General features: G+C 52.9%; 22 protein-coding genes and 1 pseudogene. 16 read left to right on the top strand and 7 right to left on the bottom strand.

Going from position 1 to position 23,794, the window contains the following annotated elements:
• The first annotated feature begins 1 nt into the window (after window position 1).
• From tyrA to HPC37_RS06400, 4 genes are all read left to right on the top strand, one after another.
• On the top strand, window positions 2-1,126 hold the full coding sequence (gene tyrA, locus HPC37_RS06415; protein WP_208122342.1) for a bifunctional chorismate mutase/prephenate dehydrogenase: 1,125 nt from the start codon (window positions 2-4) through the stop codon (window positions 1,124-1,126).
• Between the two features lie 115 nt (window positions 1,127-1,241).
• Window positions 1,242-2,675 (top strand): MFS transporter, encoded by a 1,434-nt coding sequence (locus HPC37_RS06410; RefSeq protein WP_208122341.1) that lies wholly within the window; start codon window positions 1,242-1,244, stop codon window positions 2,673-2,675.
• 8 nt (window positions 2,676-2,683) lie between these two features.
• The gene (locus HPC37_RS06405) at window positions 2,684-3,586 is read left to right on the top strand and encodes a mechanosensitive ion channel family protein (RefSeq protein WP_208122340.1); all 903 of its coding nucleotides are present in this window, start codon (window positions 2,684-2,686) and stop codon (window positions 3,584-3,586) included.
• 8 nt (window positions 3,587-3,594) lie between these two features.
• Entirely contained in the window at window positions 3,595-5,511 is a 1,917-nt protein-coding gene (locus HPC37_RS06400; protein ID WP_208122339.1) for an ABC transporter ATP-binding protein, read from the top strand.
• Between the two features lie 33 nt (window positions 5,512-5,544).
• On the opposite strand, the gene HPC37_RS06395 is transcribed toward HPC37_RS06400, so the two are convergent.
• Both HPC37_RS06395 and HPC37_RS06390 read right to left on the bottom strand, forming a co-directional pair.
• A complete protein-coding gene (locus tag HPC37_RS06395; RefSeq protein ID WP_208122338.1) occupies window positions 5,545-5,934 on the bottom strand; it encodes a hypothetical protein in 390 nt (129 codons plus the stop codon).
• Window positions 5,935-5,994: 60 nt separating this feature from the next.
• Window positions 5,995-7,185 carry a CynX/NimT family MFS transporter gene (locus HPC37_RS06390; RefSeq protein WP_208122337.1) on the bottom strand — a complete coding sequence of 397 codons (1,191 nt, stop codon included), beginning with the start codon at window positions 7,183-7,185 and terminating at the stop codon, window positions 5,995-5,997.
• A 409-nt stretch (window positions 7,186-7,594) separates the two neighbouring features.
• Between HPC37_RS06390 and HPC37_RS11270 the strand changes: the two genes are divergently transcribed.
• The 3 genes from HPC37_RS11270 to HPC37_RS06375 all read left to right on the top strand — a co-directional run bounded on the left by HPC37_RS11270 (window position 7,595) and on the right by HPC37_RS06375 (window position 9,578).
• Entirely contained in the window at window positions 7,595-7,789 is a 195-nt protein-coding gene (locus HPC37_RS11270) for an EexN family lipoprotein (protein WP_208122336.1), read from the top strand.
• 261 nt (window positions 7,790-8,050) lie between these two features.
• Window positions 8,051-8,797, top strand: a complete 747-nt coding sequence (locus HPC37_RS06380; RefSeq protein ID WP_208122335.1) for a GNAT family N-acetyltransferase — start codon at window positions 8,051-8,053, stop codon at window positions 8,795-8,797.
• A 1-nt stretch (window position 8,798) separates the two neighbouring features.
• Entirely contained in the window at window positions 8,799-9,578 is a 780-nt protein-coding gene (locus tag HPC37_RS06375; protein ID WP_208122334.1) for a lysophospholipid acyltransferase family protein, read from the top strand.
• On the opposite strand, the gene ybaK is transcribed toward HPC37_RS06375, so the two are convergent.
• On the bottom strand, window positions 9,575-10,048 hold the full coding sequence (gene ybaK, locus HPC37_RS06370; RefSeq protein WP_208122333.1) for a Cys-tRNA(Pro) deacylase: 474 nt from the start codon (window positions 10,046-10,048) through the stop codon (window positions 9,575-9,577). The genes HPC37_RS06375 and ybaK overlap by 4 nt on opposite strands.
• 98 nt (window positions 10,049-10,146) lie before the next feature.
• Between ybaK and HPC37_RS06365 the strand changes: the two genes are divergently transcribed.
• Entirely contained in the window at window positions 10,147-11,112 is a 966-nt protein-coding gene (locus HPC37_RS06365; protein WP_208122332.1) for an oxidoreductase, read from the top strand.
• 42 nt (window positions 11,113-11,154) lie between these two features.
• Here HPC37_RS06365 and HPC37_RS06360 read toward each other — a convergent pair whose 3' ends face one another.
• The 4 genes from HPC37_RS06360 to HPC37_RS06345 all read right to left on the bottom strand — a co-directional run bounded on the left by HPC37_RS06360 (window position 11,155) and on the right by HPC37_RS06345 (window position 13,833).
• Window positions 11,155-11,757, bottom strand: coding sequence for a YagU family protein (locus HPC37_RS06360; protein WP_208122331.1), 603 nt, complete (start codon window positions 11,755-11,757; stop codon window positions 11,155-11,157).
• 110 nt (window positions 11,758-11,867) lie between these two features.
• The gene (gene fur, locus HPC37_RS06355) at window positions 11,868-12,317 is read right to left on the bottom strand and encodes a ferric iron uptake transcriptional regulator (RefSeq protein WP_208122330.1); all 450 of its coding nucleotides are present in this window, start codon (window positions 12,315-12,317) and stop codon (window positions 11,868-11,870) included.
• Window positions 12,318-12,406: 89 nt separating this feature from the next.
• The gene (fldA, locus tag HPC37_RS06350) at window positions 12,407-12,931 is read right to left on the bottom strand and encodes a flavodoxin FldA (RefSeq protein WP_208122329.1); all 525 of its coding nucleotides are present in this window, start codon (window positions 12,929-12,931) and stop codon (window positions 12,407-12,409) included.
• A gap of 116 nt (window positions 12,932-13,047) precedes the next feature.
• Window positions 13,048-13,833, bottom strand: coding sequence for an alpha/beta fold hydrolase (locus HPC37_RS06345; RefSeq protein ID WP_208122328.1), 786 nt, complete (start codon window positions 13,831-13,833; stop codon window positions 13,048-13,050).
• Window positions 13,834-13,952: 119 nt separating this feature from the next.
• Between HPC37_RS06345 and seqA the strand changes: the two genes are divergently transcribed.
• The 8 genes and pseudogenes from seqA (at window position 13,953) to apt (ending at window position 23,790) form a co-directional block, all read left to right on the top strand.
• A complete protein-coding gene (gene seqA / locus HPC37_RS06340) occupies window positions 13,953-14,588 on the top strand; it encodes a replication initiation negative regulator SeqA (RefSeq protein WP_208122327.1) in 636 nt (211 codons plus the stop codon).
• The gene (locus HPC37_RS06335) at window positions 14,563-16,002 is read left to right on the top strand and encodes an AMP-binding protein (RefSeq protein WP_208122326.1); all 1,440 of its coding nucleotides are present in this window, start codon (window positions 14,563-14,565) and stop codon (window positions 16,000-16,002) included. Before seqA ends, HPC37_RS06335 begins: the two co-directional genes overlap by 26 nt.
• Window positions 15,995-19,390 (top strand): mechanosensitive channel MscK, encoded by a 3,396-nt coding sequence (mscK, locus tag HPC37_RS06330; RefSeq protein ID WP_235961505.1) that lies wholly within the window; start codon window positions 15,995-15,997, stop codon window positions 19,388-19,390. The genes HPC37_RS06335 and mscK overlap by 8 nt, the downstream gene beginning before the upstream one ends.
• A gap of 101 nt (window positions 19,391-19,491) precedes the next feature.
• Complete coding sequence (gene aroC, locus HPC37_RS06325; RefSeq protein WP_208122324.1) at window positions 19,492-20,577, top strand: chorismate synthase; 1,086 nt, start codon at window positions 19,492-19,494, stop codon at window positions 20,575-20,577.
• Window position 20,578: 1 nt separating this feature from the next.
• Complete coding sequence (gene mepA, locus HPC37_RS06320) at window positions 20,579-21,424, top strand: penicillin-insensitive murein endopeptidase (protein ID WP_208122323.1); 846 nt, start codon at window positions 20,579-20,581, stop codon at window positions 21,422-21,424.
• A gap of 26 nt (window positions 21,425-21,450) precedes the next feature.
• Window positions 21,451-22,211: pseudogene (locus HPC37_RS06315) on the top strand (TSUP family transporter).
• Complete coding sequence (gene lpxM, locus HPC37_RS06310; RefSeq protein ID WP_208122322.1) at window positions 22,211-23,173, top strand: lauroyl-Kdo(2)-lipid IV(A) myristoyltransferase; 963 nt, start codon at window positions 22,211-22,213, stop codon at window positions 23,171-23,173. The pseudogene HPC37_RS06315 and the gene lpxM overlap by 1 nt, the downstream one beginning before the upstream one ends.
• A 68-nt stretch (window positions 23,174-23,241) precedes the next feature.
• Entirely contained in the window at window positions 23,242-23,790 is a 549-nt protein-coding gene (gene apt / locus HPC37_RS06305; protein ID WP_208122321.1) for an adenine phosphoribosyltransferase, read from the top strand.
• The last annotated feature ends 4 nt before the right edge of the window (window positions 23,791-23,794 follow it).

Raw genomic sequence — 23,794 nt, 5'->3', positions numbered from 1 at the left:
TATGGAGCCGTTAAAGCCGCTGCGTGATGAAATTGACCGCATTGACAAAACCTTGCTTTCCTTATTGGCGAAACGTTTGGCGTTGGTCGCGCAAGTCGGCCAGGTCAAGCACGAGCATGGCCTGCCGGTGTATGTGCCCGAGCGTGAGGCGCAAATGCTCTCCGCGCGCCGCCAAGAGGCCGAAAATTTGGGCGTGCCGCCGGATTTGATTGAAGACATCCTGCGCCGCGTGATGCGTGAATCCTACCAAAACGAGCACAAAACAGGGTTTAAATGCGTCAACCCCGACATTCGCAAAATCGTGATTGTCGGTGGTGGTGGCAAGCTCGGCGGGCTTTTTGCGCGCTATTTGACGCTCTCAGGCTACCCGTGTGAAAGCCTTGAACGAGACGATTGGCCGCGCGCGGGTAAGATTTTAGCCGATGCCGACGTGGTGATTGTCAGCGTGCCGATTCACGACACCCTCGCGGTGCTTGAGCAATTGCAACCGCACTTGCGTGAAGAAATGCTGCTGCTCGATCTCACCTCAGTCAAAGCGCGCCCGCTGGCGAAAATGTTGGACATTCACCGCGGCGCGGTGGTGGGGCTGCACCCGATGTTTGGGCCGGATATCCCAAGTTTTGCCAAGCAAGTGGTGGTGTGCTGCCAAGGGCGCAAGCCTGAGCAATACGCCTGGCTGTTAGAGCAAATGCAAATGTGGGGCGCGGTGATGTATCACACCGATGCCGCGGAGCACGATAAAAACATGACCTATGTGCAGGCGCTGCGGCACTTTTCCACCTTTGTCAACGGCTTGCACCTGTCTCAGCAGCCGGTGGAATTGGCGCAGCTGCTGGCGCTTTCCTCACCGATTTATCGCCTCGAGCTTGCCATGATCGGCCGGCTGTTTGCGCAAGACGGCGCGCTTTATGCCGATATCATTATGGATAAACCTGAAAATCTGAAGGTTATCGCCTCACTGCAACAGTGCTTTAAAGACACCTTAGCGCTGTTTGAGCAGCAAGATAAACAAGCCTTTATCGACAAATTCAACGCCGTGCACGCCTGGTTTGGTGATTATTCCGAGCAGTTTTTGAACGAAAGCCGGCAACTTTTGCAACAAGCCAGCGACGTACGCAAAGCATAAGGCACGACGATTGCGGATTAATTGCAATTAGTCATTGCACACGCGCGCTATACACTTTACTATTTTAAGGCTCACTGGCGTGGGCCTTATTTATTGATAGCGAATGAGTCGAGTTATGCCAACATCAACTAAATTTTATTCTCTTTTTTCCAGCGTATTTCTCCTGTTTGCCGGCTACGGGTTGTTCCTCAACTCCGCAGGGGTGAAACTGGCGGAAATGGGTGTGAATGAAATCACGATCGGGATCCTCAACGCGGCGTTTTTTGTTGGCGCGGCCTCAAGTGCGGTTGCCGCTCACCGCATTGTTTCAAGCGTGGGGCATATCCGCTCGTTTAGTGTGTTCGGCGCGCTGTTTGCCATCTCCGCCCTGGGGCACATCATGCTGGAGAACCTCTGGGTGTGGGGCGTGTTGCGTATATCGCTCGGCTTTTGTTATTACAGCTTGTTGATGATCATCGAAAGCTGGTTTAGTGAAAAAACCACCGTCAGCACCCGTGGCAAAGTGCTGGCAAACTACAACTTGGTGTTTTACCTCTCCTTTACACTCGGGATCGCGTTGCTCTCGCTGCAACTGACCTCGAATAATATTTTTATCCTCGCGGCGATGTTTGTGGTGATGTCGATGCTGCCGGTGTCGCTGACTCGCATCAAAGAGCCGCAACTGCCACCGCGCGATCGCATCAGCGTGCCGCGCGTGTTGATGATCGCGCCACTGGCGCTGGTGGCGAGCTTTATCGGTGGGCTGCTGGTCAATGGCTTTTACACCATGGCGTCGGTGTTTTTGCTCAATTTGCAATTTAGCGTGCAGCAAATTTCGATTTATTTGATGGTGGCGATGGTCGGCGGCTTTGTCACCCAATTGCCGATCGCCAGCCTCTCCGACCGCTACGGCCGGCGCAACGCCATTTTAGTCTGCTCGCTGCTCGCCACCTTGAGCGCTGCGCTCGGCATTGGCGCGATTTTCTACGGCCTTGGCCACATCTATTTGCAATACGCCGTGTCGTTCCTGCTTGGTGCTAGCTTGTTTACGTTGTATGCGCTCAGCATCGCGCGCGCCAATGACGTGATCCCCAATGAAATGAGCACTGTTGAAGTCAGCCGTAGCTTGCTGTTTGCCTACGGCACTGGCGCGTTAATTGCCCCGCCATTGCTCGGGGTGGTGATGTCGCAGTTTGTTGATTTTGGCTTTTATAGCTTTTATGCCATCTGCTCGCTGATTTTGGTGCTCTACACCTTGAGCCAAAAATCGGTGCCAGAGCAAGAGCTGAGCGAATACGTGGTGATGCCAGCGACCGCCACCACCACCATCGCCACCGAGCTTGACCCGCGTAACGACGAAAAAACCGACCAGCCGTTCGACGAAGAGATCGTGCAAGAATATCAAGAATGCCTTGAACAAGCGGAAGCTGACGCGGCGGAGAGCGATGAAGAAAAGAGTGATGAAGCTGCTGATGCGCAAAAAAGCGAGAAGAGTAGCATCACAGAAAGCCAAAGTGCGGTTGAGCCCGTCACGCCGGCCGAAAAGCCGAGCGACACAGCGAATAAATAGAGGATATTATGCACACAGATAAACCCATTTCCATGGTGGCACACACCATTGAGAGTTGGCAGGCGTGGTTGTTGGCGATGTTGCCAAACGTGCTGGCGGCAATCATTGTGCTGCTGGGCTTTTATTGGCTGGCGCGGATGCTGCGCAAAGCAAGCCTCAAGGCCTATGAGCGGCTCTTTCCGCAGGCGCAGCGCATGGGCGCAGTGGTGTCGATGCTGGTGTTTGTATTTATGTGCTTTTCAGGCGTGATTTTAGCGCTGGATATTTTAAACCTCACCACCTTTATCACCCACCTGCTCGCGGGTGCCGGCATCGTGGGCATCATCGCAGGTTTTGCCTTTAAAGATATCGCCTCCAACGCGTTTGCAGGCGCGCTTATCAAAACCCAGCGCCCGTTTGATGTCGGCGATTGGGTCAAAATTGAAGATTACCTCGGCGTGGTGGAGCAAATTGGGCTGGTGTCGGTGAGCTTGAAAAGCCTGCAAGGCAAGCTTGTTTATGTACCGAACCAATTGATTTATAACGGCGTGTTTATCAACTATTCCGCCCAAGCCAAGCTCAAAGTGGTGCTCTCAAGTGGCGTGTCGTACGGCGATGATCTCGAACACGTCAAAGCGGTGGCGCTCGAGGTAGTGCGCGCGCTCGATTGCACCATTGCCCCTGATGAGGCGGATTTTTATTTCACCAACATTGGCAGCTCAACGTATAATTTTGAAGTGCGGTTTTGGATTGCCTTTTCTCATTACAACGACTATCTAACGGCGCAAAGTGCGGTCATCATGGCGCTGAAAAAGCGCTTTGAGCAGGAACATATTTCCATCGCCTACAACGTCACCACGTTAGATTTTGGCGTGAAAGGCGGCGTGAATTTGTTTGACAAGCCCGTGATGGTCGATAACAAAACAACATAAGGATTTTTGTGGCACTGTTAAGTTTAACCCAGGCCTATTTGGCCTACAGCGACGCCCCGTTGCTCGACCACACCGATTTGCACATTGACGCCGGCGAGCGCGTGTGTTTGGTGGGGCGCAATGGCGCGGGCAAATCCACCTTGATGAAAGTGTTGTCAGGCGAGGTCGCACTCGATGACGGGCAGCTGCAATGCGAAAGTGCGGTTGTCGTCTCCCGCTTGCCGCAGGACCCACCGCGCCATGTGCAAGGCAGCGTGTTTGACTATGTTGCTGAAGGCATTGCCGATGTGGCCGATTTGCTGAAAAAGCACCACACCTTGCTCCAGCGCATCGCCAACGCCTGTGATGACGCGCTGATGAGCGAGCTGGCCGAAGTGCAAGCTGAGCTCGACCACGTCAACGGTTGGCAGTTTGAAAACCGCATTAACGACGTGCTGCAGCGCCTTGAGCTCAAGCCTGAAACCGCACTTTGCGATCTCTCCGGTGGCTGGCAGCGCAGAGCGGCTCTTGCCCGCGCGCTGGTGAGCAATCCTGATATTTTGCTGCTTGATGAGCCCACCAACCACTTAGACATCACCTCGATTAGCTGGCTGGAGCAGTTCTTGCTCGAGTTTGCCGGCAGCATTGTGTTTATCTCCCACGACCGCGCTTTTATCCGCAAAATGGCCACCCGCATTGTCGATCTCGACCGCGGCAAGCTGACCTCCTACCCAGGCGATTACGACCACTACCTGCAAGCCAAAGAGGACGATTTGCGCGTGGAAGCGCAGCAAAATGCGCTGTTCGACAAGCGCCTGGCGCAAGAAGAGGTGTGGATTCGCCAAGGCATCAAAGCGCGGCGCACCCGCAACGAAGGCCGCGTGCGTGCGCTGAAAGCACTGCGCCAAGAGCGGCGTGAGCGCCGTGAGGTGCTTGGCAATGTCAACATTCAGCTCGATCAAAGCGCGCGCTCGGGCAAAATTGTATTTGAGCTTGAAGATGTCAGTTACAGCATCGGCGGGCGAGAGCTGATTAAAAACTTCTCCGCCACCTTGATGCGCGGCGACAAAATCGCCCTTGTCGGCCCCAACGGCTGCGGCAAAACCACCTTGATTAAATTGCTGCTTGGCGAGCTTAGCCCAACAACGGGCAAAGTGCGCTCAGGCACCAAATTGGAGATTGCCTATTTCGACCAACACCGCGCCGCGCTCGATGAAGAAAAATCGGTGATGGACAACGTGGCCGACGGCAAGCAGGATGTTGAGGTCAACGGCGCTAAGCGTCATGTGCTCGGCTATTTGCAAGATTTCCTCTTCCCGCCGAAGCGGGCGATGAGCCCCGTTAAGGCGCTCTCGGGCGGCGAGCGCAACCGCTTGCTGCTGGCCAAATTGCTGCTGAAGGCGAACAATTTGCTGATTCTCGATGAGCCGACCAATGATTTGGACGTGGAAACTCTCGAGCTGCTGGAGGAGATTTTAAGCCAATATCAAGGCACCCTGATTATCGTCAGCCACGATCGGCAATTTATCGACAACACCGCCACAGAGTGCTATTTCTTTGAAGGCGACGGCGTGATTGCGCCTTATATCGGCGGCTATTATGATGCCAAACATCAGCAAGAAAACGCACTAAGCGCGCAACTCGCGCAAGAAAAGGCGCAAAGTGCGGTTGAGCCAAAAGCAGAAAAGCCAAAGCACAAGCCGCAAGCCCGTACGCGCAAATTGAGCTTTAAAGAGCAGCGTGAGCTCGACGCTATGCCTGCATTATTAGAGCAGCTTGAGCAGGAAGTTAACGACTTGCAAAGTGCGGTCAGCGACCCGGACTTTTTCAATCAAGATCACCAAACCACCAGCGCCACGCTCGAGGCCTTGGCTGCCAAAGAGCAGGCCCTTGACGAGGCGCTTGAGCGCTGGGAAGCGTTGGAAAACATTAAAAACGGGGAATAAAAAAGCTGAGTGAAAACTCAGCTTTTCTTACGCTTATTTGATGTTGATGGTCACGTTGTAATGTGAGGTTTTGCCGCGGCGGGCGAAGGCGCGCGGTTGCAGCACCCGCACTTCATATTTGCCGCTTTTCGGCAAGGTGTAAGCTTCGCCTTCCATGAAGTCATCATAGCCATAAAGCACGGCTTCGGCGTTTTCTTTGGTGTTGACGCTCACGGTCAGTTTTTGCCCTTGTTTGGCGGTGAAAAAGTAGCTGCTGTATTGTGAGCCTTTGATCACGCCTTTATACGTGGCGGCATAAGCGCCTTTTTTAAAGTGTACGTTCACGCTGGTGTGGCTTGGCGCGGCGCTGGCCACTGGGGCAAACGCGAAAACTGAAGCGGCAGTGAATGCCGCGATGGCGGCGGTTTTTAAGTTCAATTTCATAAAACATCCTTTCTTGTTGTGTGTATCCGTTAGACTATGGGGCGTGTGATAAGTTCACGCTTAACGCGCGTGGGATTCGTGGCCGACCACCAGTGAGGCGATAAATTGCAAGCCCAGTGCGCCGATGATGGCATAAATGGGCAGCGCCCAATCGTTGTTAAGCTGGTAGAGGTAGCCCACGCTGATCGGCCCAAATGAGGCGATTAAATAGCCCACCGTTTGCGCCATGCCAGAGAGCGCCGCCGAGTGCGCCGCACTTTCCGCCTTGAGGGCAAAGAGCATCAAACACAACGTGAAGCTCGCGCAGCCGCCGATGCCTAAAAGTGCGGTTGCCAGCCACATCCACTGCACTGGGGCAAAGCACAGCAGCAAAAAGCCCGCCAAGGTGAACAAGCACGCGCTAGTGATCAAAATGCGGATGTTGACTTTTTCCGCCAGCGGGGCGAGCAAAAGTGCGGTCGGGAAGGCGATGAACTGGAAAATAGTGCTGTAATTGCCCGCCTCCACCGAGCTGAACCCGCGTGCGGCAATCAACGACGGCAGCCAGTTGGCCATGGTGTAAAACATCATTGACTGCAAGCCCATGTAAATGCTGATTTTCCACGCCAGCGGGCTCTTCCAAATGTTGCCTTGCCAGGTGGCGGTGTTAAAGTGCGGTGCGTCGGCTTTCGGCGTGCTCACTTTTTGGCGCAATCGCCACCAAATGATGATGCCTGGGATCACCACCACACCCCACAGCCCCAGGGAGAGCTGCCAGCTAAACGCCTCCGCCAGCGGCACGGAAATGCTCGAGGCCACCGCCGAGCCGACGCTAAACGAGAGCATTTGAAGTGCGGTCAAGCGCTCAACATACCGCGGGCGATAGCGGCGGATCATTGAAGAGAGCAGCACATTGCCCATCGCAATCCCACCGCAAAATACAAAGGTGCCCAGCAGCACTGTCCAAATATTGTTAAACGCCGAGCGCAGCGCGCAGCCTAGGGCGATGCCAATCATGCCAGTGATGATAACATTCTCCGCGCCAAAGCGTTTGGCCAAGCGCGCCACAAAAGGGGAGAAAATAGCAAACGCCAACACCGGCAGCGTGCCCACCACGCCCATCATGGTGGCGGAGGTGTTGAGGCTGCGCTGGACAATATCCACCACCGGCCCCATGGCAATGATCGCTGGGCGCAAATTGAGCGCCAAAAAGAACACCGCCATCGCAAAAAAGAGGGTGGAAAATTGCCGTTGGGGTTTGTGTGTTGTCATCGTGCTTCTCGCTGTTTAATCCAAACGACTAACATAGCAACTTCAGCCGTGCTGTCAATATCAAATCACACTTCAACGAAAAAAGCCCCAGCGAAACGCTGGGGAAAACAGAAAAGGTAAATGTAATCTGCATAACAAATTACCCCTCGAGTTTACCCCCAACGCCCCACAATGCAATCCCACCGCCCACAAAACACTCTGATTTTTCAAAATATTACACTAAATCGCCATTGATTTATTTTATTTACTATTTTAAGTAAAATGTTGATTGAATGGGTGGGTGGGGTATAATGGAAAGGTGCTGTTTTTCTACGAACGCAGATTTTTTAACTTGAAAATCAGAAATCTATAAAATATTGTGATTGAAAATTTAAATAATGAGGAGCAGAAATGAGATTTTTAGCACTAAGTGTCTTTAATCTTTTTTTTACTATCAGCTTGTGGGGAGAAAGTATACACAGTTGATGACTTTAAAAAAGATGAAAAGCTGTTAGCCGAATACATTACAAAATGCGAAAAAGGTGAGTTGCACCCTGATGATTTGAATTGCATTAATTCAAAGAAAGCCATTAACTCAAAATTTGAATTTAAACTTAAGGGATGATTTCTTGATCCTTGATTTATAAAGTGATTTTATTAAACTTACCATGGGTAACAATACAGCATTTTCCAACTGCCTGAAAACAGCATTCAGTGGTGCTTGGGCAAATCTTTTATGCCCGAGGGCATTTTCTGGACGGGCTTGCCCTCCACACTCACCGTTTGAGGTGAACTAATTCAAACTTGCCACTTGCAAACAGTTTTCACCTACGGCGAACAGTGTTATTATTAGCCTTTAGCAATCAAGGCGAGAGTAAGGGACGCTATGTTGGGGCAAGATCAGGCACAGGAATCACACGAGCATAATGTGATTGTGAGATTAGCCAACACACAATCTGAAATTGAGCAGGCGCAGCGTTTGCGTTATGCCGTTTTTGCCCAGGAGATGGGCGCGAAGGTGCACAGTGTGGATGGGCGTGATGTGGACCAATATGACCCTTTTTGTCAGCATTTGATTGCACTTGATGAGCGCACCGGCGCGGTGGTGGGGTGTTATCGCCTGTTGACCGCCCGTGGCGCGCAGGCGTTGGGGCAGTGGTATAGCCAAACCGAGTTTGATTTGCGCAATATTGAACATCTGCTGCCCGACACTGTTGAGCTAGGCCGCGCGTGCGTGCACAAAGATTACCGCACCGGCGCGGTGATGCTGATGCTGTGGGCAGGCCTAGTGAAATTTATGCAAGACAACGCGCTGAAATACATGATCGGCTGTGGCAGCATGAGCATGCAAGACGGCGGCGATGTGGCTGCCAGCCTTTATCACAAGCTTGCCAAGCATCATTTGTGCCCTGAGCACTGGCGCGTGTTTCCGCGCAATCCTATCGATTTGAGCCAATTCAATCCGCACTTGAACGTGCCCACGCCACCGTTAATTAAAGGCTATTTGCGCGCAGGCGCCTACATTTGCGGTGAGCCCACCTTTGACCCCGATTTCAACACCGCCGATGTGTTGATTTTAATGACGCTCGATCGCCTAGACGATCGCTATTTCAAGCATTTAAGCCGAGGCTAGCATGGTGCAGTGGAGGGTTTTTTATCGCCTGTGTAAGGTGTTTTATTACCTTGTCAGCGGCATGGTGCAAATTATGCTGTTCTTCCCGCGCAGCACGCCGGCGCAAAAGTTGGCGCGCATTCAGCGCTGGTCGCAAAATGTGTTGGCGATTTTCAACATCCGCGTGCTCGCGCATAATCTGCCCGCGCCTTGTGAGGAACAAGGGCGGTTGATTGTGGCCAATCATGTCTCTTGGTTGGATATTTTCGCCCTCAATGCTGTGTTGCCAGGGCGGTTTATCGCCAAAGAAGACGTGCGCAAGTGGCCGATGATAGGCTATTTGGCGGCGCAGGCGCAAACCGTGTTTATCTCCCGCCAGCGCGGCAGCAACACCACCTCGGGCAAGGTGCAAGGTGTGGCGCAAGCCCTGCGTGCTGGAGAACAAGTCACCCTCTTCCCAGAGGGCACCTCAAGTGATGGGCGCGAGGTGTTGAATTTTAAAAGCAGCTTTTTCCAAGCGGCGATTGATGCCAATGTCAGCGTCTGCCCGCTGCTGATTTTTTACCCCGCGCGCAGTGGCGCAGGTTGCAATAAAACCATGGCCTATTATGGCGACATCAGTCTCATTCAATCCCTCAAAGCGCTGGCCAAACAAGAAAGTGCGGTGGTGGAACTGCACTTTTTCCCCGCGCTGGCAAGCGACGATCAAACCCGCCGTGAGCTGGCCGACAGCGCCCAGCACCAACTCGCGCAAGCGCTGGCCAAGCGGCTTAAGCAACCAGCTGACCGCACTTTGGTTTAAGCCTCGTCAAGCAAATCAGTAAATTGCCCGCGGGTGAGCGTGGCGAGATCGTCTGCGCGCAGTGCCACATCCAGCCCGCGCTTGCCGCCAGAGATATAAATAACATCCCAGTTTTTGGCGCTTTCATCAATCCAGGTGGGCAGCGCCTTTTTTTGTGCCAGTGGGCTGATGCCGCCAACCAAATAGCCGCTCGATTTTTGCGCCATGTCTAAAGGTGCCAGCTCGAGCTTTTTCACGCCGAGGGCTTTGGCGGCTTTTTTTAGACTTAATTGATGGGAGACGGGCAGCACCATCACGCCAATCGGCTTGTCGGCGGTGGCCACCATCAAGGTTTTAAAGGTTTGCTCAAGGCTGACCCCCAGCTTTTGCGCGGCCTCTTCACCAAAGTGGGTGTTGTTCGGGTCGTGCTCGTAGGGGTGGAGTGTGAACGCGATGGCGCGTTTTTTCAAAAGTTGGATGGCGGGTGTCATCAATTCCTCGTAAATTTTTAAGACTTAGGCCATAGAATTGCGTAAAATAGCGGGCTATGTCAATAAAAAATGCAAAGTGCGGTTGCACAGGAGAGAATATGCAAGAGATGATGACAGCGGTGGTGGCCGCCGAATTTGCCTTGGCGGAGAAGATCATCGAGGCCCTTGAGGGCAGTGAATTGCCACTTGAGCGCGTGGAGGCGATTGAAATTGTGCCCTTTGGTGACGAGCAAGGATTGCGCTTTAACAACCGCGCGGTGGCGCAAAAAACCTTTGATGAGATTGACTGGAGCGCGGTGCAATACCTCTTTTTTGCAGGCAATCTGAGCCACGCGCAAGCCGTGAAAGCGGCGGCTGAAAGTGGCTGTGTGGTGATAGATTTGCTCGGCGCGTTTGCCAGCCTTCACGATGTGCCGCTGGTGGTGCCTAGCGTGAACGACGAGCAGCTGAGCTTGCTGCGCAATCACAATATTGTCTCTTTGCCGGATGCGCAAATCAGCCAGCTGGCCATTGCGCTCGCGCCATTGATGGAAAGTGCGCTGACCCATGTTTTTGTCTCAAGCCTGCTGCCGGCCTCTTATGTTGGCGAGGAGCAGGTGCGCACTTTGGCGGGGCAAACCGCGAAGTTGCTCAACGGCATCCCGCTTGATGACAACGAGCCGCGCTTGGCGTTTGATGTTGCACCTTTTAGCGCACCGCACTTTAACCTTGAGCGCTTAACCCAGCAGTTGCAAAAAGTGCTGCCCGGTGAGCTTGAGCTGGCTCTCCACCCACTGCAAAGTGCGGTTTTCTATGGCTTGGCACAGCAGGTGAGCGTGCGCAGTGAATACCCCCTCGCCCTTGATGCGTTGGTCGCCCAGTGGCGCACCAATACGCTGGTGAACGTGGCAGATAAAACCATCACGCCAGTTCAGACAGGCGAGCTCGACGCGCAATTGCACATCAGTGACATTCGTGAGCAAGACAGCGGTGTGGCGTTTTTCACCGCCTGTGATGAGCAACGATTTTCCATCGCCACCTTAGGCGTTGAGCTGGCGAAATTGTGTTATCACAACGGGTATTAACGAGAAAATAAAAAACCGCACTTTCAAAGTGCGGTTTTGTTTTTAGCGGTAAGGTTGGTCGAGCGGGACTTCAGGGTCTGGCTGATGCGTGATGCGGTTGCGCAAATCACGGCGGATAATTTCAATGGTCCAGAACCAGAAGATGTGGCCAACTAATTCAGAAATGTGCTCATACCACGGCCAGTCAAGCACCGGCGGGGTCAGGCCCATGGCTGGGAAGGTGATGTAATGCACGCAAATGTTCGCGATAAGACCCGCACCGATACCTTGCCAGAATTTGATTTTCGGGAACACTTCCGCCACCAAGCAATAGCCAATAGCGAACACCAGCGAGAAGGTGATGTGTGTCACGCCAATCCAGTTGAACGCTTGGTCAGCAAAGGTGAACGCCGCACCAGTTGGGTCAATGCCCAAATAGTCACGCAAAAATACGTGTGGCGGGTTCAAAAAGGCGCGAGAGCACACCTCTAACGCTTGCGATGGGTCTTGGCAAGCGGCGGTGAACAGATCCAGCGGGCTGCGCGGTGGGAACGGGTGTTCTGCGCCCCATTTCACAAAAGCAGAGATCAGCCCTGCGATGATGCCGACCAAAATGGCAACGCCATAGCGGCGGCGGCTCGGGTTGGTTTGTTGAAAAATAGACATAAAAAATCCCAAAATAAGTTAGCTAAAATAATTATTTTATAACCTAAAATAATTAGGCAGCCTATTTTGGGATGCTTTGGCGACAAAAGCAACTTATTTATGTAAAAAAATTACTTTTTACTGCTGTCGTCGCATTTGTTGGCGTTGTTGCATTTGCCGTATAAGTACAAGCTGTGATTTTCCAGCTCGATGCCAAATTTTTCGCTGATTTCGCGCTGGCGTTTTTCGATCAAATCATCGGTGAATTCGATCACTTTGCCGCAATCGGTGCAGATGATGTGATCGTGATGGCTCACCGGCGCCAGCTCAAACACGGATTTATTGCCTTCAAAATTGTGGCGGGTCAAAATATTGGCTTCATCAAATTGGTTTAGCACGCGATAAACGGTGGCCAGGCCAATTTCTTCGCCTTCTTCAAGCAGCATTTTGTAGATATCTTCAGCGGAGAAGTGCTGCATTTCTGTGTTGGTGGTTGATTGCATTAACGCCAAAATTTTCAACCGCGGCTCAGTGACTTTCAGGCCTGCTTTTTTCAGCAATTGAATATTTTGTTCAGACATATATCCTCTCTATAAAGGCTTGCGCCTTATTGCGACCACATTTCCCTTGTATTTTATGTGGAATAGTATTTAATTGCAAATGATAATCGTTAGACCAGCTCGTCTAAGTACATTTCATCGAAAATTTGTTTGCACCATTTTTCCACCCGTTGCTCGGTCAGCTCTGGCTGGCGGTCTTCGTCGATGCACAATCCGACAAAGGTTTGCGCGTCTACCAAGGCTTGCGACACTTCAAAGTGGTAGCCCTCAGTTGGCCAGTGGCCGACAATAGTGGCGCCGTGTGGCTCGATGATGTTGCGAACGGTGCCCATGGCGTCGCAGAAGTATTCTGCGTAGTCTTCTTGGTCGCCACAGCCGAAAATGCCCACGATTTTGTCTGTGAAATCAATCTCTTCGAGTGTTGGGAAAAAGTCGTCCCAGTCTGCTTGCGCCTCGCCGTAATACCAGGTTGGGATGCCGATGAGGATGAAATCATAGGCTTCAATGTCTTCTTTGGTGCTTTTTGCGATGTCGCGGATATCAACTAGGTTGTCACCCAATTGTTTTTGAATCATTTTTGCAACGCTTTCAGTATTGCCTGTGTCGCTGCCGTAGAATAAACCGACTACTGCCATGTTGATTACCCTATTTTTGTTTTTGTTATAGATCATTAGTGTGGCTGCATTCAAGTGAGAATGATAAGCCGTTGGCCAGATTTGCGAACTATACCACACTTTTTATAAAAGTTAAATTAGGCCAAAAACGCGCGCATCGCCTCAATCACCGCACTTGGCTTTTCAGCGTGCAGCCAGTGCGCAGTGTTGTCAATCGTGACCAGCTGCGCATGGCTAAATTGCGCCTCAATCGCGGCCAAATAGCTGTCGGTGACATAATTTGAGCGCCCACCGCGGATAAACAAGGTCGGCACACTCACCTGCACACTGTGCCAGCCCATGATGTTGTCGTAATTAGCATAAAGTGCGGTCAGGTTGAACAAAAAGCGCTGTGGCGAGCTGGCATCAAAGGATTTCAGCATAAATTGCTGCACGCCTTCGGCCACAATGTGTTGCTGCAAAATCGGCTTGGCCTCTTGGCGGCTGGCGGGCATCGCCTTTTGCACGGCAAAAAGTGCGGTGAACACATCATCATGCCCGTGGTGGCCGTAGGCAACCGGCGCAATGTCGAGCACCACAAGGCGCTTAACACGCTCAGCGAGCAAATCAGCCGCCGCCATCGCCGTTTTGCCGCCCATCGAGTGGCCGACCAAAATCACCTCTTGAATGTCGAGGTGATCGAGCAGCGCTATCACATCGCGCGCCATTATGGCATAGTTCATCTCATCGCTGTGAAACGAGTGGCCGTGGTTGCGCAAATCCACCTTCAGCACGCGGTAGTCGTCGGCAAAGGCGCGAGCAATCACGCCGAGGTTGTTTAAATCCCCAAACAAGCCGTGCAGCACCACCATCACGGGCGCGTCGGTGGCTGTTTTTTCGTCATTTTGCCATTGATAATGGAGAAATTGTGTATTTTGTGACATTTGTGTTTGTTAAATCGTAGTTAAACAGGCATTTAATGAGTATAATGGGGCAAAATAGTATTCAAATCAAGCAATCACTGCCATAAGCAAAACTAAGCTTTGCGCGAGAGGAGAGAAGCATGAAAATTATTGAAGTCGACGAAGAAATTTATCAATACCTCGTGGCCAACACCCAATCGATTGGCGAGAGCGCGTCGGATATTTTGCGTCGCTTGTTAAATTTATCCGCCGACAACACCGATCGCGAAGCCACACCAACCCCTGCGCCTGCCGAGCGCGCGCCGAGCAACGCGCCAAGTGAGGCACCAAAACCTGTGGTGGCGGAAAAGCCAGCGGCAGCGGCGCCAACCCAGGCGGAGCCTGTCGTGAACAAAAAGCCGCAATCGGCTGAGTCCATCATGCATGTGGTTAATCGCGTGCGCAAGGTGATCGACTCCGAGGCATTCCAGCAAGAGAGCAAAGGGGTGGTGAAATTTTTGATGATTTTAACCGCACTTTATCGCGCTAATCCTGAAACCTTTGCCCAAGCGACCGAATCCTTGGCTGGGCGCACACGGGTTTATTTCGCGCGCGATGAGGCCACCTTGCTGCAAGCTGGCACCCACACGAAGCCGAAGCAGATCCCTGAAACGCCGTATTGGGTGATCACCAACACCAACAGCCAGCGCAAAATGCTGATGCTGGAAGGGGCGATGACCTCGATGCATCTGCCCGCTGACTTGATTGATGATGTCCGCACCTATTTCACAGTGTGATGCCAACGCGTGGCAGGCGCATTTAGCGCAGCTGCGAACGTGTGAGCGCATCGCCTGCCAGCGCGGTGAAAAAGCAAGTGTCGATGACTTGCTTTTTTCATCTCGCACGTTGCGCTGGTGTGATGTTATGGCCGCACTCGACAAGCTGTGCGCCGCGCTGCGGGCGCAAAACATTGGCCCGCACTCAGGCGTGGCGCTGATTGGTGCTAACAGCTTGACGCAACTGCTGTTGTATTTCGCAAGCTTAGGCGTCGGTGCGCGCGTGATGGTGCTCAACCCGCATTTTCCACCAGATAAAATCGCCCAGCTTTGCTTTGATAATCAGCTTGATGCCTATTGGTCGCCCACGCCGCTTTCTTTGCCGCTTACGCCCTTGCACCTGACGGGGAAAAAAACACAAAGTGCGGTTGCCAGCTGGCAAGGGTTGACGATGACGCTCTCCTCCGGCTCCACCGGCCAGCCCAAAGCGATTGTCCACAGCGTGTCAGCGCACTTGGCTAATGCCGCTGGCGTGTGTGATGCGCTGGCGTTTGACGCGAGCAGTTGCTGGCTTTTCAGCTTGCCGCTGTTTCACGTCTCCGGCCAAGGGATCGCCTGGCGTTGGCTCAGCCGTGGTGCGTGTTTGCGCCTGCCAAGTGAGGATTTAACCCATGATATCGCCTTGTGCAGCCACATCTCGCTGGTGCCCACCCAGCTGTGGCGATACCTCAACCAAGCTGAAAAAACACAAAGTGCGGTCAACACGGGGCAAAAAGTGCTGCTCGGTGGCGCCTACCTTGACCCAAACTTGTGCCAAGCGGCACTGGCGCGCGGGCTTGAGATTTATCGCGGCTATGGCTTAACGGAGATGGCCTCCACCGTCTATATCGAACGCTTTGGCCAACCGCACTTTGGTGTTTTGGCAGGCCGCGAGGTGAAAATCGAGCAAGGGGAAATTTGGGTGCGCGGCGCGGGGCTGGCGCAAGGGCGCTGGCGGGATGGCGAGATTGTGCCGATTGTTAATGCGCAAGGCTGGTTTGCCACGCGCGATTGCGGCACTTTTGACGGCGGGCGATTGAACATTGCAGGGCGAATGGATAATATGTTCATCTGCGGTGGCGAAAACGTCCAGCCGGAAGAAATTGAAGAGGTGCTTTATCGCACAGGGTTGGTCAGCCAAGCCTATGTGGTGGGGCAAGTCGAGGCGGAATTTGGCCACAAAGTGGTGGCGTTTGTCGCCTTTGCTGAGCCTGGTGAGTTTTTAACACAAAGTATGGTGTTAGCTGCGCGCATGGCAACCGCACTTGAGCGCTTTAAGCAGCCGATTGCCTATTATCCGCTGGAATCAGCAGGTGATGGCGCCATTAAAATCTCGCGCGTGGCGCTGCAGCAGCGCGCGCAGAGGATGTCGAAGAAGAAGGAATATTATGTTTAAGTTTGGCTTACGGTTATGTTCACTGATGATGCTGTTACTGCTCGGCGTGCAGGTGTGGGCGCAAGACGCCCTGCCGAAAAAGGCCGACGTGCAGGCGCAAATTGAAGCGGTGGAAAAAAGTGACAAAAAAGAGCCAGACACCGAGCTTTTACTCAATAACTTGCGCGACACGCTCTCGCTCTTGAATCAAGTGGAGCAGCAGCAAAGTGCGATCAATGAGCTGCGCGAGACGGTCAACCAAGCTGACAGCCTGATTCAAAAAAGCCAAAACAGCCTCAACCAAATCAACGATCAACCCAAAGCCGATGAAGTGGCGCAGCAGTGGGTGGGCAAAAGCCTAGAAGAGCTCACCGCGATGCAAGCCGCCAATGAGGCCAAATTGCAGCAAATTCAAACCCAGTTGACCAACCTCAACACCCAGTTGGTGGCGCAACGCAGCGCGCCGGAGCGGATTCAAAGTGCGCTGAGTGAAAACCTAGAGCGCAGCACTCAGCTCAATAAATTGATGTTCAGCGCGCAGGTCAGCCCGTCACTGCGTGCCAAATACAACGCCGAGCTGGAGCTTATTGAGCTGCGCAACCAATATAATCAGCTCAGCCTCAACGGTGGCTCGCGTTTGACCTCGTTGTATGAATCCCAAATTGCCGAAAAAACCGCCGAGCAGCAGTATATTCAAGCTATTCAAGCACGCTTAGTGCAAAAAATCAGCGAGATGCGTTTGGCCTTGTCGCAACAGCAGGTGGCGCAGCTTGAGCAAAGCAGTGGCAGCAATTTAGCCAATCCATTGATCAAATCTGAGCTGGCGCTCAATTCCAAGCTCAGCCAAGATTTGCTTGAGCAGACCAACACCAACAACCAGCTGGTGCAAGACGGCTTGCGCATTCGCAACACGTTGGATAATTTAATTCAAACCCAGCGTAACCTCGAAGAGCAGATCAGCGCCTTGCAAGGCACCTTGCTGCTCTCACGGGTGATCAACAAGCAGCGCCATTCGCTGCCGAGTGACAGCTTAATCAGCGATTTGCCCAACCGCATCACCCAGCTGCGCGTGATGCTGTTTGATGTTAATGAAAAGCGCGACGAAGTGTTCAACCCCGCCACTTACATTGAAACGCTCGAGGCGGAGCGCAACACGCAGTTTAGCGCGCTGGAGAAAAAGCAGCTGACCACCATTTTGCAAGACCGGCGTAAACTGCTGACCGACATCATCACCCAGCTCAACGAGCAGCTTAATCACGCGATCAATATCGAGCTTAACCAGCAGCAAGTGGTGAGTATCAGTAACGAGCTGCAAAGCAAGCTTGAGCAGCAGAGCTTTTGGGTGCGCAGTAACATCCCAGTGGATTGGACCTGGTTTAAAAACTTGCCGAAAATGGCCAGCGCGCAGGTCAAACAAATTGTCTCCCTGATGGGCTTCAGCCACTGGCGGGAGCACATCACATCGGTGGCATTGCTGCTGGTGGTGCTGTTGGTGCCGATGTTTTTGATCAACTGGCGCAAAGAGTGGATCAAAAAGCGCATCACCTTCCACAACTCACAAGTTAATACGCTCAACGGCGACAGCCTGTGGCGCACCATTATGGTGTTGATTTACACCGTGTTGCTGGCGCTGCCAAGCACTTTGCTGTTTTTAGCCAGCCTCACAGTGATTTTGTTCTTTATGTTCAAAACGCCGCTGGATTATCTGCCGTGGGCCTTTCGCATGGCGGCATTTTGGCTCTTTTTCGCCTTTATGCTGGCGCTGCTGCGCCCGAACGGCATCAGCTATCGCCACTTTAATTTTTCCCAAACCACCAACGAACTGTTCCGCAGCACACTCAAGCGCTCGATTCCGATTTTGGTGGTGTTGCTCAATGCCTCGATTTTCACCGGCCTTGAAGACACGGGTGTGACCAACGATTACCTCGGCGAGGCGATGATTGTGGTGGCGCTGCTGATCTTTTTGTTCCAAATTCGTCCTGCGTTTAGCAATGCCGTTAAGCATATGCAAACGGACCACCAAAACAGCGGTGAGGAGATCAACTACACCACCGTGCTGCGCATTTTCAGTGTGCTGTTGGTGCTGATTCCTATCACGCTGATTGTGCTGATTGCGCTCGGCTATTATTACACCGCACTTATTCTGATTAAATACATCACCTACACCTATGTGGTGACGATTTTGTGGTTTTATCTGCGTGAGATTATCCACCGCGCCATTCGTGTGTCGGCACGCAAATTGGCCTATCGCCGCTTGAAAGAAAAACGCGAGCGCGAGCGTGAGCAGCAAGCGCAAGAGGTGCGCGGCGAGGAGTTTATGGTCGACGCGCAAGAAGAGCAAATCGCCATTGCCACCGTCAACCAACAAATCAGCCAAGTCAGCGACATTGTAATGTGGATTTTGCTCGTTGGCTTGCTCTATTGGGTGTGGTCGGATTTGCTCAGCGTAGCCTATTACCTCGACGGCATCAATTTGTGGCAGCAAACCAGCACGGGTGAAAACGGCAAAACGGAGCTAGAATCCGTCACGTTGCTGAATTTGCTCAGCTCGTTTTTGATTTTGTGGGGCACCTACTTGGTGGTGCGCAACTTAAGCGGGGTGCTGGAGATCTTAGTCTTCTCGCGCATTCGGCTCTCTCAAGGCGCGCCGTATGCCATCACCACCATTTTGAGCTATTTGATCATCGCCGTCGGTGCTGGCAGCGCGTTTTCAAGCTTGGGGATGTCGTGGAGCAAATTGCAATGGCTCTTTGCTGCACTGTCGGTGGGGCTGGGTTTTGGTTTGCAAGAAATTTTCGCCAACTTTGTTTCGGGCATCATCATTTTGTTTGAGCGCCCTGTGCGCATTGGCGATATCATCACCATTGACTCATTCAGCGGCACGGTGTCTAAAATCCGCATTCGCGCCACCACCATTGTGGATTTTGACGGCAAAGAGGTGATTGTGCCAAACAAAACCTTTGTGACCGAGCGGTTGACCAACTGGTCGTTGTCAAACACTGTCACCCGCATTGTGTTGGAGGTGGGGGTGGCCTATGGCTCGGATTTAGAGCGCACCCGTGACTTGTTGCTGCAAGCCGCTGATGAGGCGCCGCACGCGCTGAAAGAGCCTGGTCCGTCGGTGTACTTCCTCACCTTTGGGGCGAGCACCCTTGACCACGAGCTGCGCGTTTATGTCAGCCAAACAGAATACCGTAACCCAACCATCGACTTTTTAAACCGTCGCATTGATGAGTTGTTTAAAGAAAATCATATTGAAATTGCATTCAATCAATTGGATGTGTATATCAAAAACCTCGCTGACGGCCAACAACTCAAGCTTGACCAGCAAGCGATGGCCAACGAAGCGGCGGCTAAAAAACACACCGGCGGTGGCAATGCAAAGTGCGGTCAACTAACCGAAACATAAGCGCAGTCAACCGCGGGTGAAAGAATTTGAAGAACACCATCGCGATCATGATCTCGATATCGATTTTGACGGCGATGATGAACACTAAACAAGGATAACACATGGCAGGAAATAGCATTGGGCAACTTTTTCGCGTAACCACCTTTGGGGAATCCCACGGCGTGGCATTGGGCTGCATTGTTGATGGCGTGCCCCCTGGGCTTGAGCTCAGCGAGGCCGACATGCAAGGCGATTTAGACCGCCGCAAGCCAGGCACCTCGCGCTACACCACACCGCGGCGGGAAGACGACGAAGTGCAAATTCTCTCAGGCGTATTTGAGGGCAAAACCACCGGCACCAGCATTGGCCTTGTGATCAAAAACGGCGATCAACGCTCGAAAGATTACGGCGAAATTAAAGACAAATTCCGCCCAGGGCATGCCGATTACACCTACCAGCAAAAATACGGCCTGCGTGACTATCGCGGCGGTGGCCGCTCGTCCGCGCGGGAAACGGCGATGCGTGTGGCCGCCGGCGCCATTGCCAAAAAATACCTCAAAGTGCACTTCGGCGTGCAGATCAATGCCTTTTTAACCCAAATTGGCGAGGTGAAAATCGCCGAGCAGCGTCTTGATCAAATCGATTGGGCGTTTGTCAACAGCAATCCGTTTTTCTGCCCAGACCAAAGTGCGGTCGAGCACTTTGATGAGCTGATCCGCGAGCTGAAAAAAGAGGGCAACTCCATTGGTGCCAAGCTCACCGTGGTGGCGCAAAACGTGCCTGTGGGCTTAGGCGAGCCGGTGTTTGACCGCTTGGACGCCGACCTTGCCCATGCGCTGATGAGCATCAACGCCGTGAAAGGTGTGGAAATTGGCGACGGCTTTGCGGTGGTGACCCAAAAAGGCAGCGAGCACCGTGATGAAATGACGCCTGAAGGCTTTTGCTCCAACCACGCTGGCGGCATTTTAGGCGGCATCAGCACCGGCCAGCCGATTGTGGCACACATCGCACTCAAACCGACCTCAAGTATCACGGTGCCAGGGCGCAGTGTTGATGTCAACAACCAAGCTGTTGAAGTCGTCACCCGTGGCCGCCACGACCCGTGTGTTGGCATCCGCGCGGTGCCGATTGCCGAGGCGATGATGGCGATTGTGCTGCTCGACCACCTCCTGCGCCAGCGCGCGCAATGCGGCGTGAAGGAAGGCTAATATGAAATGGACAACAGCACTAGCCACCCTGGCGCTGACCGCACTTTTGACTATGCAAAGTGCGGTGGCGGAAACCGAGTGGCAAAAAATCAAGCGGCCTATTCCAGGCGAGGCATTGCCGGTGGGGGGCTACAGCAATGGTTGCATTATCGGCGCGCAGCCGCTGGCGTGGCGCGGTGAGGGCTATCAAGTTATCCGCATGCAAAAAAATCGCTACTACGGCCACCCGATGATGATCCGCTATTTGCAAGATCTCGGCAAACGCGTCAAACAAGCAGGCTTGCCAACCATGCTGGTGGGTGACATTGCGATGCCAGGCGGTGGGCGCTTTTTAACTGGCCACGCCAGCCACCAAATCGGGCTTGATGCCGACATTTGGTTGCGCTTTGGCCCGTTGAGCGACAAAGAGGCGAGAACGCCAGTGGCCACTTTGATGGTTGACCGCGCGCGCAAGGTGGTGGACGAACGGGTGTGGACGAACGGGCAAACCACCATGTTGAAGCTCGCCAGCCAAGACCCGCGGGTGGCGCGTATTTTCGTCAACCCAGCCATTAAGGTCAAACTGTGCCAAAGTGTGCGTGGCGATCGCAGCTGGCTGCGCAAAATCCGCCCGTGGTTTGGCCATGATGCACATTTTCATGTGCGCTTGCACTGCCCAGGGGATGCCAAATATTGCCAAGAGCAAGCGCCAATCCCAGCCGGTGAAGGCTGTGGGGCGGAGCTCTATTCATGGTTTGAGCCGCCAAAACCGAGTGTGAGCAAGCCGAAAAAAGCGCCACCTGCCCTGCCTGCGCTGTGCCAGCAAGTGCTTGACGCGCCGGATAAACACAAATGGCTGCAAGATTAACCGCACTTTGCTTTTAGGAGAGTTTCATGGATCTTGGCTTTGATGTGATTGCGTTGCTGTTTGTGCTGGCGTGCATTTCAGGCTTTATTGACGCCATCGCTGGCGGCGGTGGGCTCATCACCATCCCCGCGCTGTTGGCCACCGGCATGTCGCCTGCCATGGCGCTGGGCACCAACAAGCTGCAAGCCTGCGGCGGCTCGTTTTCTGCCAGCTGGTATTTTATCCGCCAAAAAGCGGTGGATGTGCGCACGGTGTGGTTTTTGATTGTCTGCACCTTTATTGGCGCCGCACTTGGCACGGTGTTGGTGCAACAAATCGACGCGGGCTTTTTGAAAAAAATCCTGCCGTTTTTGATTTTAGCCATCGGGCTTTATTTTTACTGTCGCCCAAGCTTGGTGCGATGGACAAACAACACCGCGTGAGTTTGAGCGTGTTTGCGCTCACCGCGGGCTTTGGCGTGGGCTTTTACGACGGCTTCTTTGGCCCTGGCACAGGCTCCTTTTTCAGCCTCGCGTTCGTGGCGCTGCTCGGCTACAACCTCGCTAAAGCCACGGCGCACGCCAAAGTGCTTAACTTCACCTCCAATGCGGCCTCGTTGCTGTTTTTTATCCTCGGTGGCCATGTGGTGTGGGGCATTGGCTTTTTAATGATGCTTGGCCAATTTTTGGGCGCGCGCATGGGCGCGAAAATGGTGCTGACCAAAGGGCAAAAACTGATCCGTCCGATGGTGGTGCTGATGTCGTTGATTATGACCGTGAAACTGGCAATGGATAATGGGTGGTTTTGATGAGTGATGACAACATTCGCCTAACCTCACGCGTGGGCTATGACCCTGCGTGGTCGTGGCACTTTTTGCATCCGAAATATTGGGGCGTGTGGCTTGGCATGGGCATCATCGCGCTGCTGGCGTTTTTGCCTTATCAATGGCGGGACAAGCTGGCAGAAAAGCTCGCGCGTGTGGTCGCGCGCAAGGCGAAAAAGCAATATCACCGCGCCAAGGTTAATCTAGATTACTGCTTCCCGCAGTGGAGCGATGAGAAAAAAAGTGCGGTCATCGAGCAGATGTTTATCACCGTCAGCCAAGTGATGCTCGGCATCGGCGAAATAGCCCTTCGCTCGCGTGAGCACCTCAAAGCCCGCACGCGATTTGAGGGGCTTGAGCATATTCTTGAGGCGCGCAAAGCGGGCAAAAACATCATTTTGCTGGTGCCGCATACTTGGTCGATTGACGCCTCGGGCATTATTTTACACACCCAAGGCATGCCGATGACGGCGATGTACAACCCGCACCGCAACCCGCTGGTGGACTATTTATGGAATAAAACTCGCGAGCGCTTTGGTGGCAAAATGCAAGCGCGGCAAAATGGCATCAAGCCGTTTTTAAACCGCGTGCGCGCCGGCGAAATGGGCTACTACTTGCCTGATGAAGACTACGGCGAAGCGCTCAGTGTCTATGCTGATTTTTTCGCCACCTACAAAGCCACCTTGCCTGGGCTGAATAAAATGGCGAAAATCGCCCGCGCGGTGGTGATCCCGATGTTTGCTTGTTATAGCGCGCAAGAGGGCAAATACATTTTGAAAATCAAACCGCCAATGCCACTCAGTGATGACGACACTCAAATGGCGCGCAATATGAACGCGGTGATTGAAGAGTACGTCAGTGAATCCCCCGAGCAATATGTGTGGATTTTGCGGCTGCTGAAAACGCGCAAAGATGGCGAAGATATCTACAAAATGCCCGCACAATAACTTGCACAAAATGGGCGTTTTGCTATGCTAGGTTTTTAATTTGATTTCGACTTTTTAAGGGTTTAATAATGACTGCAAACCGTGAATTGATCCGCTCGGCGATTAAGGCAATTCCTGATTATCCAAAAAAAGGCATTATTTTCAGAGATATCACCAGTTTGCTTGAAAATCCGCAGGCGTTTCAAGCGGCTATCGACACCTTGGTGAACCATTATGCCAATCAAGGCATCACCAAAGTGGTGGGCACCGAATCCCGTGGCTTTATCTTTGGCGCGCCGGTGGCACTGGCGCTTGGTGTGCCATTTGTGCTGGTGCGCAAGCCTGGCAAATTGCCGCGCGAAACGCTCGCCCAAAGCTACGAATTGGAATACGGCCAAGACACGTTAGAAATTCACATTGATGCCATTACCCGCGGTGACAATGTGTTGATCATCGACGACTTGCTCGCCACCGGCGGCACCGTTGAGGCCACAGCCAAATTAATCCGCCGCTTAGGCGGCAAAGCCGAGCACGCGGGCTTTATTATCCGCTTGATCGATCTCGGTGGCAAAGAGCGGTTAGCGAAAGAAAACATCGCGTGTTTTGACGTGGTGGAATTTAGTGAAGATCAGTATTAAGGAA

Origin of the sequence: Spirabiliibacterium mucosae (genome assembly GCF_014884965.1) — a bacterium.
Lineage (GTDB): Bacteria > Pseudomonadota > Gammaproteobacteria > Enterobacterales > Pasteurellaceae > Spirabiliibacterium > Spirabiliibacterium mucosae.
Note: the sequence above shows the minus strand (reverse complement) of the source record. Positions and strands in the feature narration are given on the sequence as shown.

Bases quoted from the DNA above. Each gene is read 5' to 3' on its own strand.
- HPC37_RS06405 (WP_208122340.1), top strand. From the start codon at position 2,684: ATGCACACAGATAAACCCATTTCCATGGTGGCACACACCATTGAGAGT.
- HPC37_RS06375 (WP_208122334.1), top strand. From the start codon at position 8,799: ATGGTGCAGTGGAGGGTTTTTTATCGCCTGTGTAAGGTGTTTTATTAC.
- HPC37_RS06365 (WP_208122332.1), top strand. From the start codon at position 10,147: ATGCAAGAGATGATGACAGCGGTGGTGGCCGCCGAATTTGCCTTGGCG.
- tyrA (WP_208122342.1), top strand. From the start codon at position 2: ATGGAGCCGTTAAAGCCGCTGCGTGATGAAATTGACCGCATTGACAAA.
- HPC37_RS06345 (WP_208122328.1), bottom strand. From the start codon at position 13,833: ATGTCACAAAATACACAATTTCTCCATTATCAATGGCAAAATGACGAA.
- HPC37_RS06380 (WP_208122335.1), top strand. From the start codon at position 8,051: ATGTTGGGGCAAGATCAGGCACAGGAATCACACGAGCATAATGTGATT.
- HPC37_RS06390 (WP_208122337.1), bottom strand. From the start codon at position 7,185: ATGACAACACACAAACCCCAACGGCAATTTTCCACCCTCTTTTTTGCG.
- fur (WP_208122330.1), bottom strand. From the start codon at position 12,317: ATGTCTGAACAAAATATTCAATTGCTGAAAAAAGCAGGCCTGAAAGTC.
- fldA (WP_208122329.1), bottom strand. From the start codon at position 12,931: ATGGCAGTAGTCGGTTTATTCTACGGCAGCGACACAGGCAATACTGAA.
- lpxM (WP_208122322.1), top strand. From the start codon at position 22,211: ATGAGTGATGACAACATTCGCCTAACCTCACGCGTGGGCTATGACCCT.
- aroC (WP_208122324.1), top strand. From the start codon at position 19,492: ATGGCAGGAAATAGCATTGGGCAACTTTTTCGCGTAACCACCTTTGGG.
- HPC37_RS06335 (WP_208122326.1), top strand. From the start codon at position 14,563: ATGTCCGCACCTATTTCACAGTGTGATGCCAACGCGTGGCAGGCGCAT.
- mepA (WP_208122323.1), top strand. From the start codon at position 20,579: ATGAAATGGACAACAGCACTAGCCACCCTGGCGCTGACCGCACTTTTG.
- seqA (WP_208122327.1), top strand. From the start codon at position 13,953: ATGAAAATTATTGAAGTCGACGAAGAAATTTATCAATACCTCGTGGCC.
- mscK (WP_235961505.1), top strand. From the start codon at position 15,995: ATGTTTAAGTTTGGCTTACGGTTATGTTCACTGATGATGCTGTTACTG.
- HPC37_RS06395 (WP_208122338.1), bottom strand. From the start codon at position 5,934: ATGAAATTGAACTTAAAAACCGCCGCCATCGCGGCATTCACTGCCGCT.
- HPC37_RS06360 (WP_208122331.1), bottom strand. From the start codon at position 11,757: ATGTCTATTTTTCAACAAACCAACCCGAGCCGCCGCCGCTATGGCGTT.
- apt (WP_208122321.1), top strand. From the start codon at position 23,242: ATGACTGCAAACCGTGAATTGATCCGCTCGGCGATTAAGGCAATTCCT.
- ybaK (WP_208122333.1), bottom strand. From the start codon at position 10,048: ATGACACCCGCCATCCAACTTTTGAAAAAACGCGCCATCGCGTTCACA.
- HPC37_RS06410 (WP_208122341.1), top strand. From the start codon at position 1,242: ATGCCAACATCAACTAAATTTTATTCTCTTTTTTCCAGCGTATTTCTC.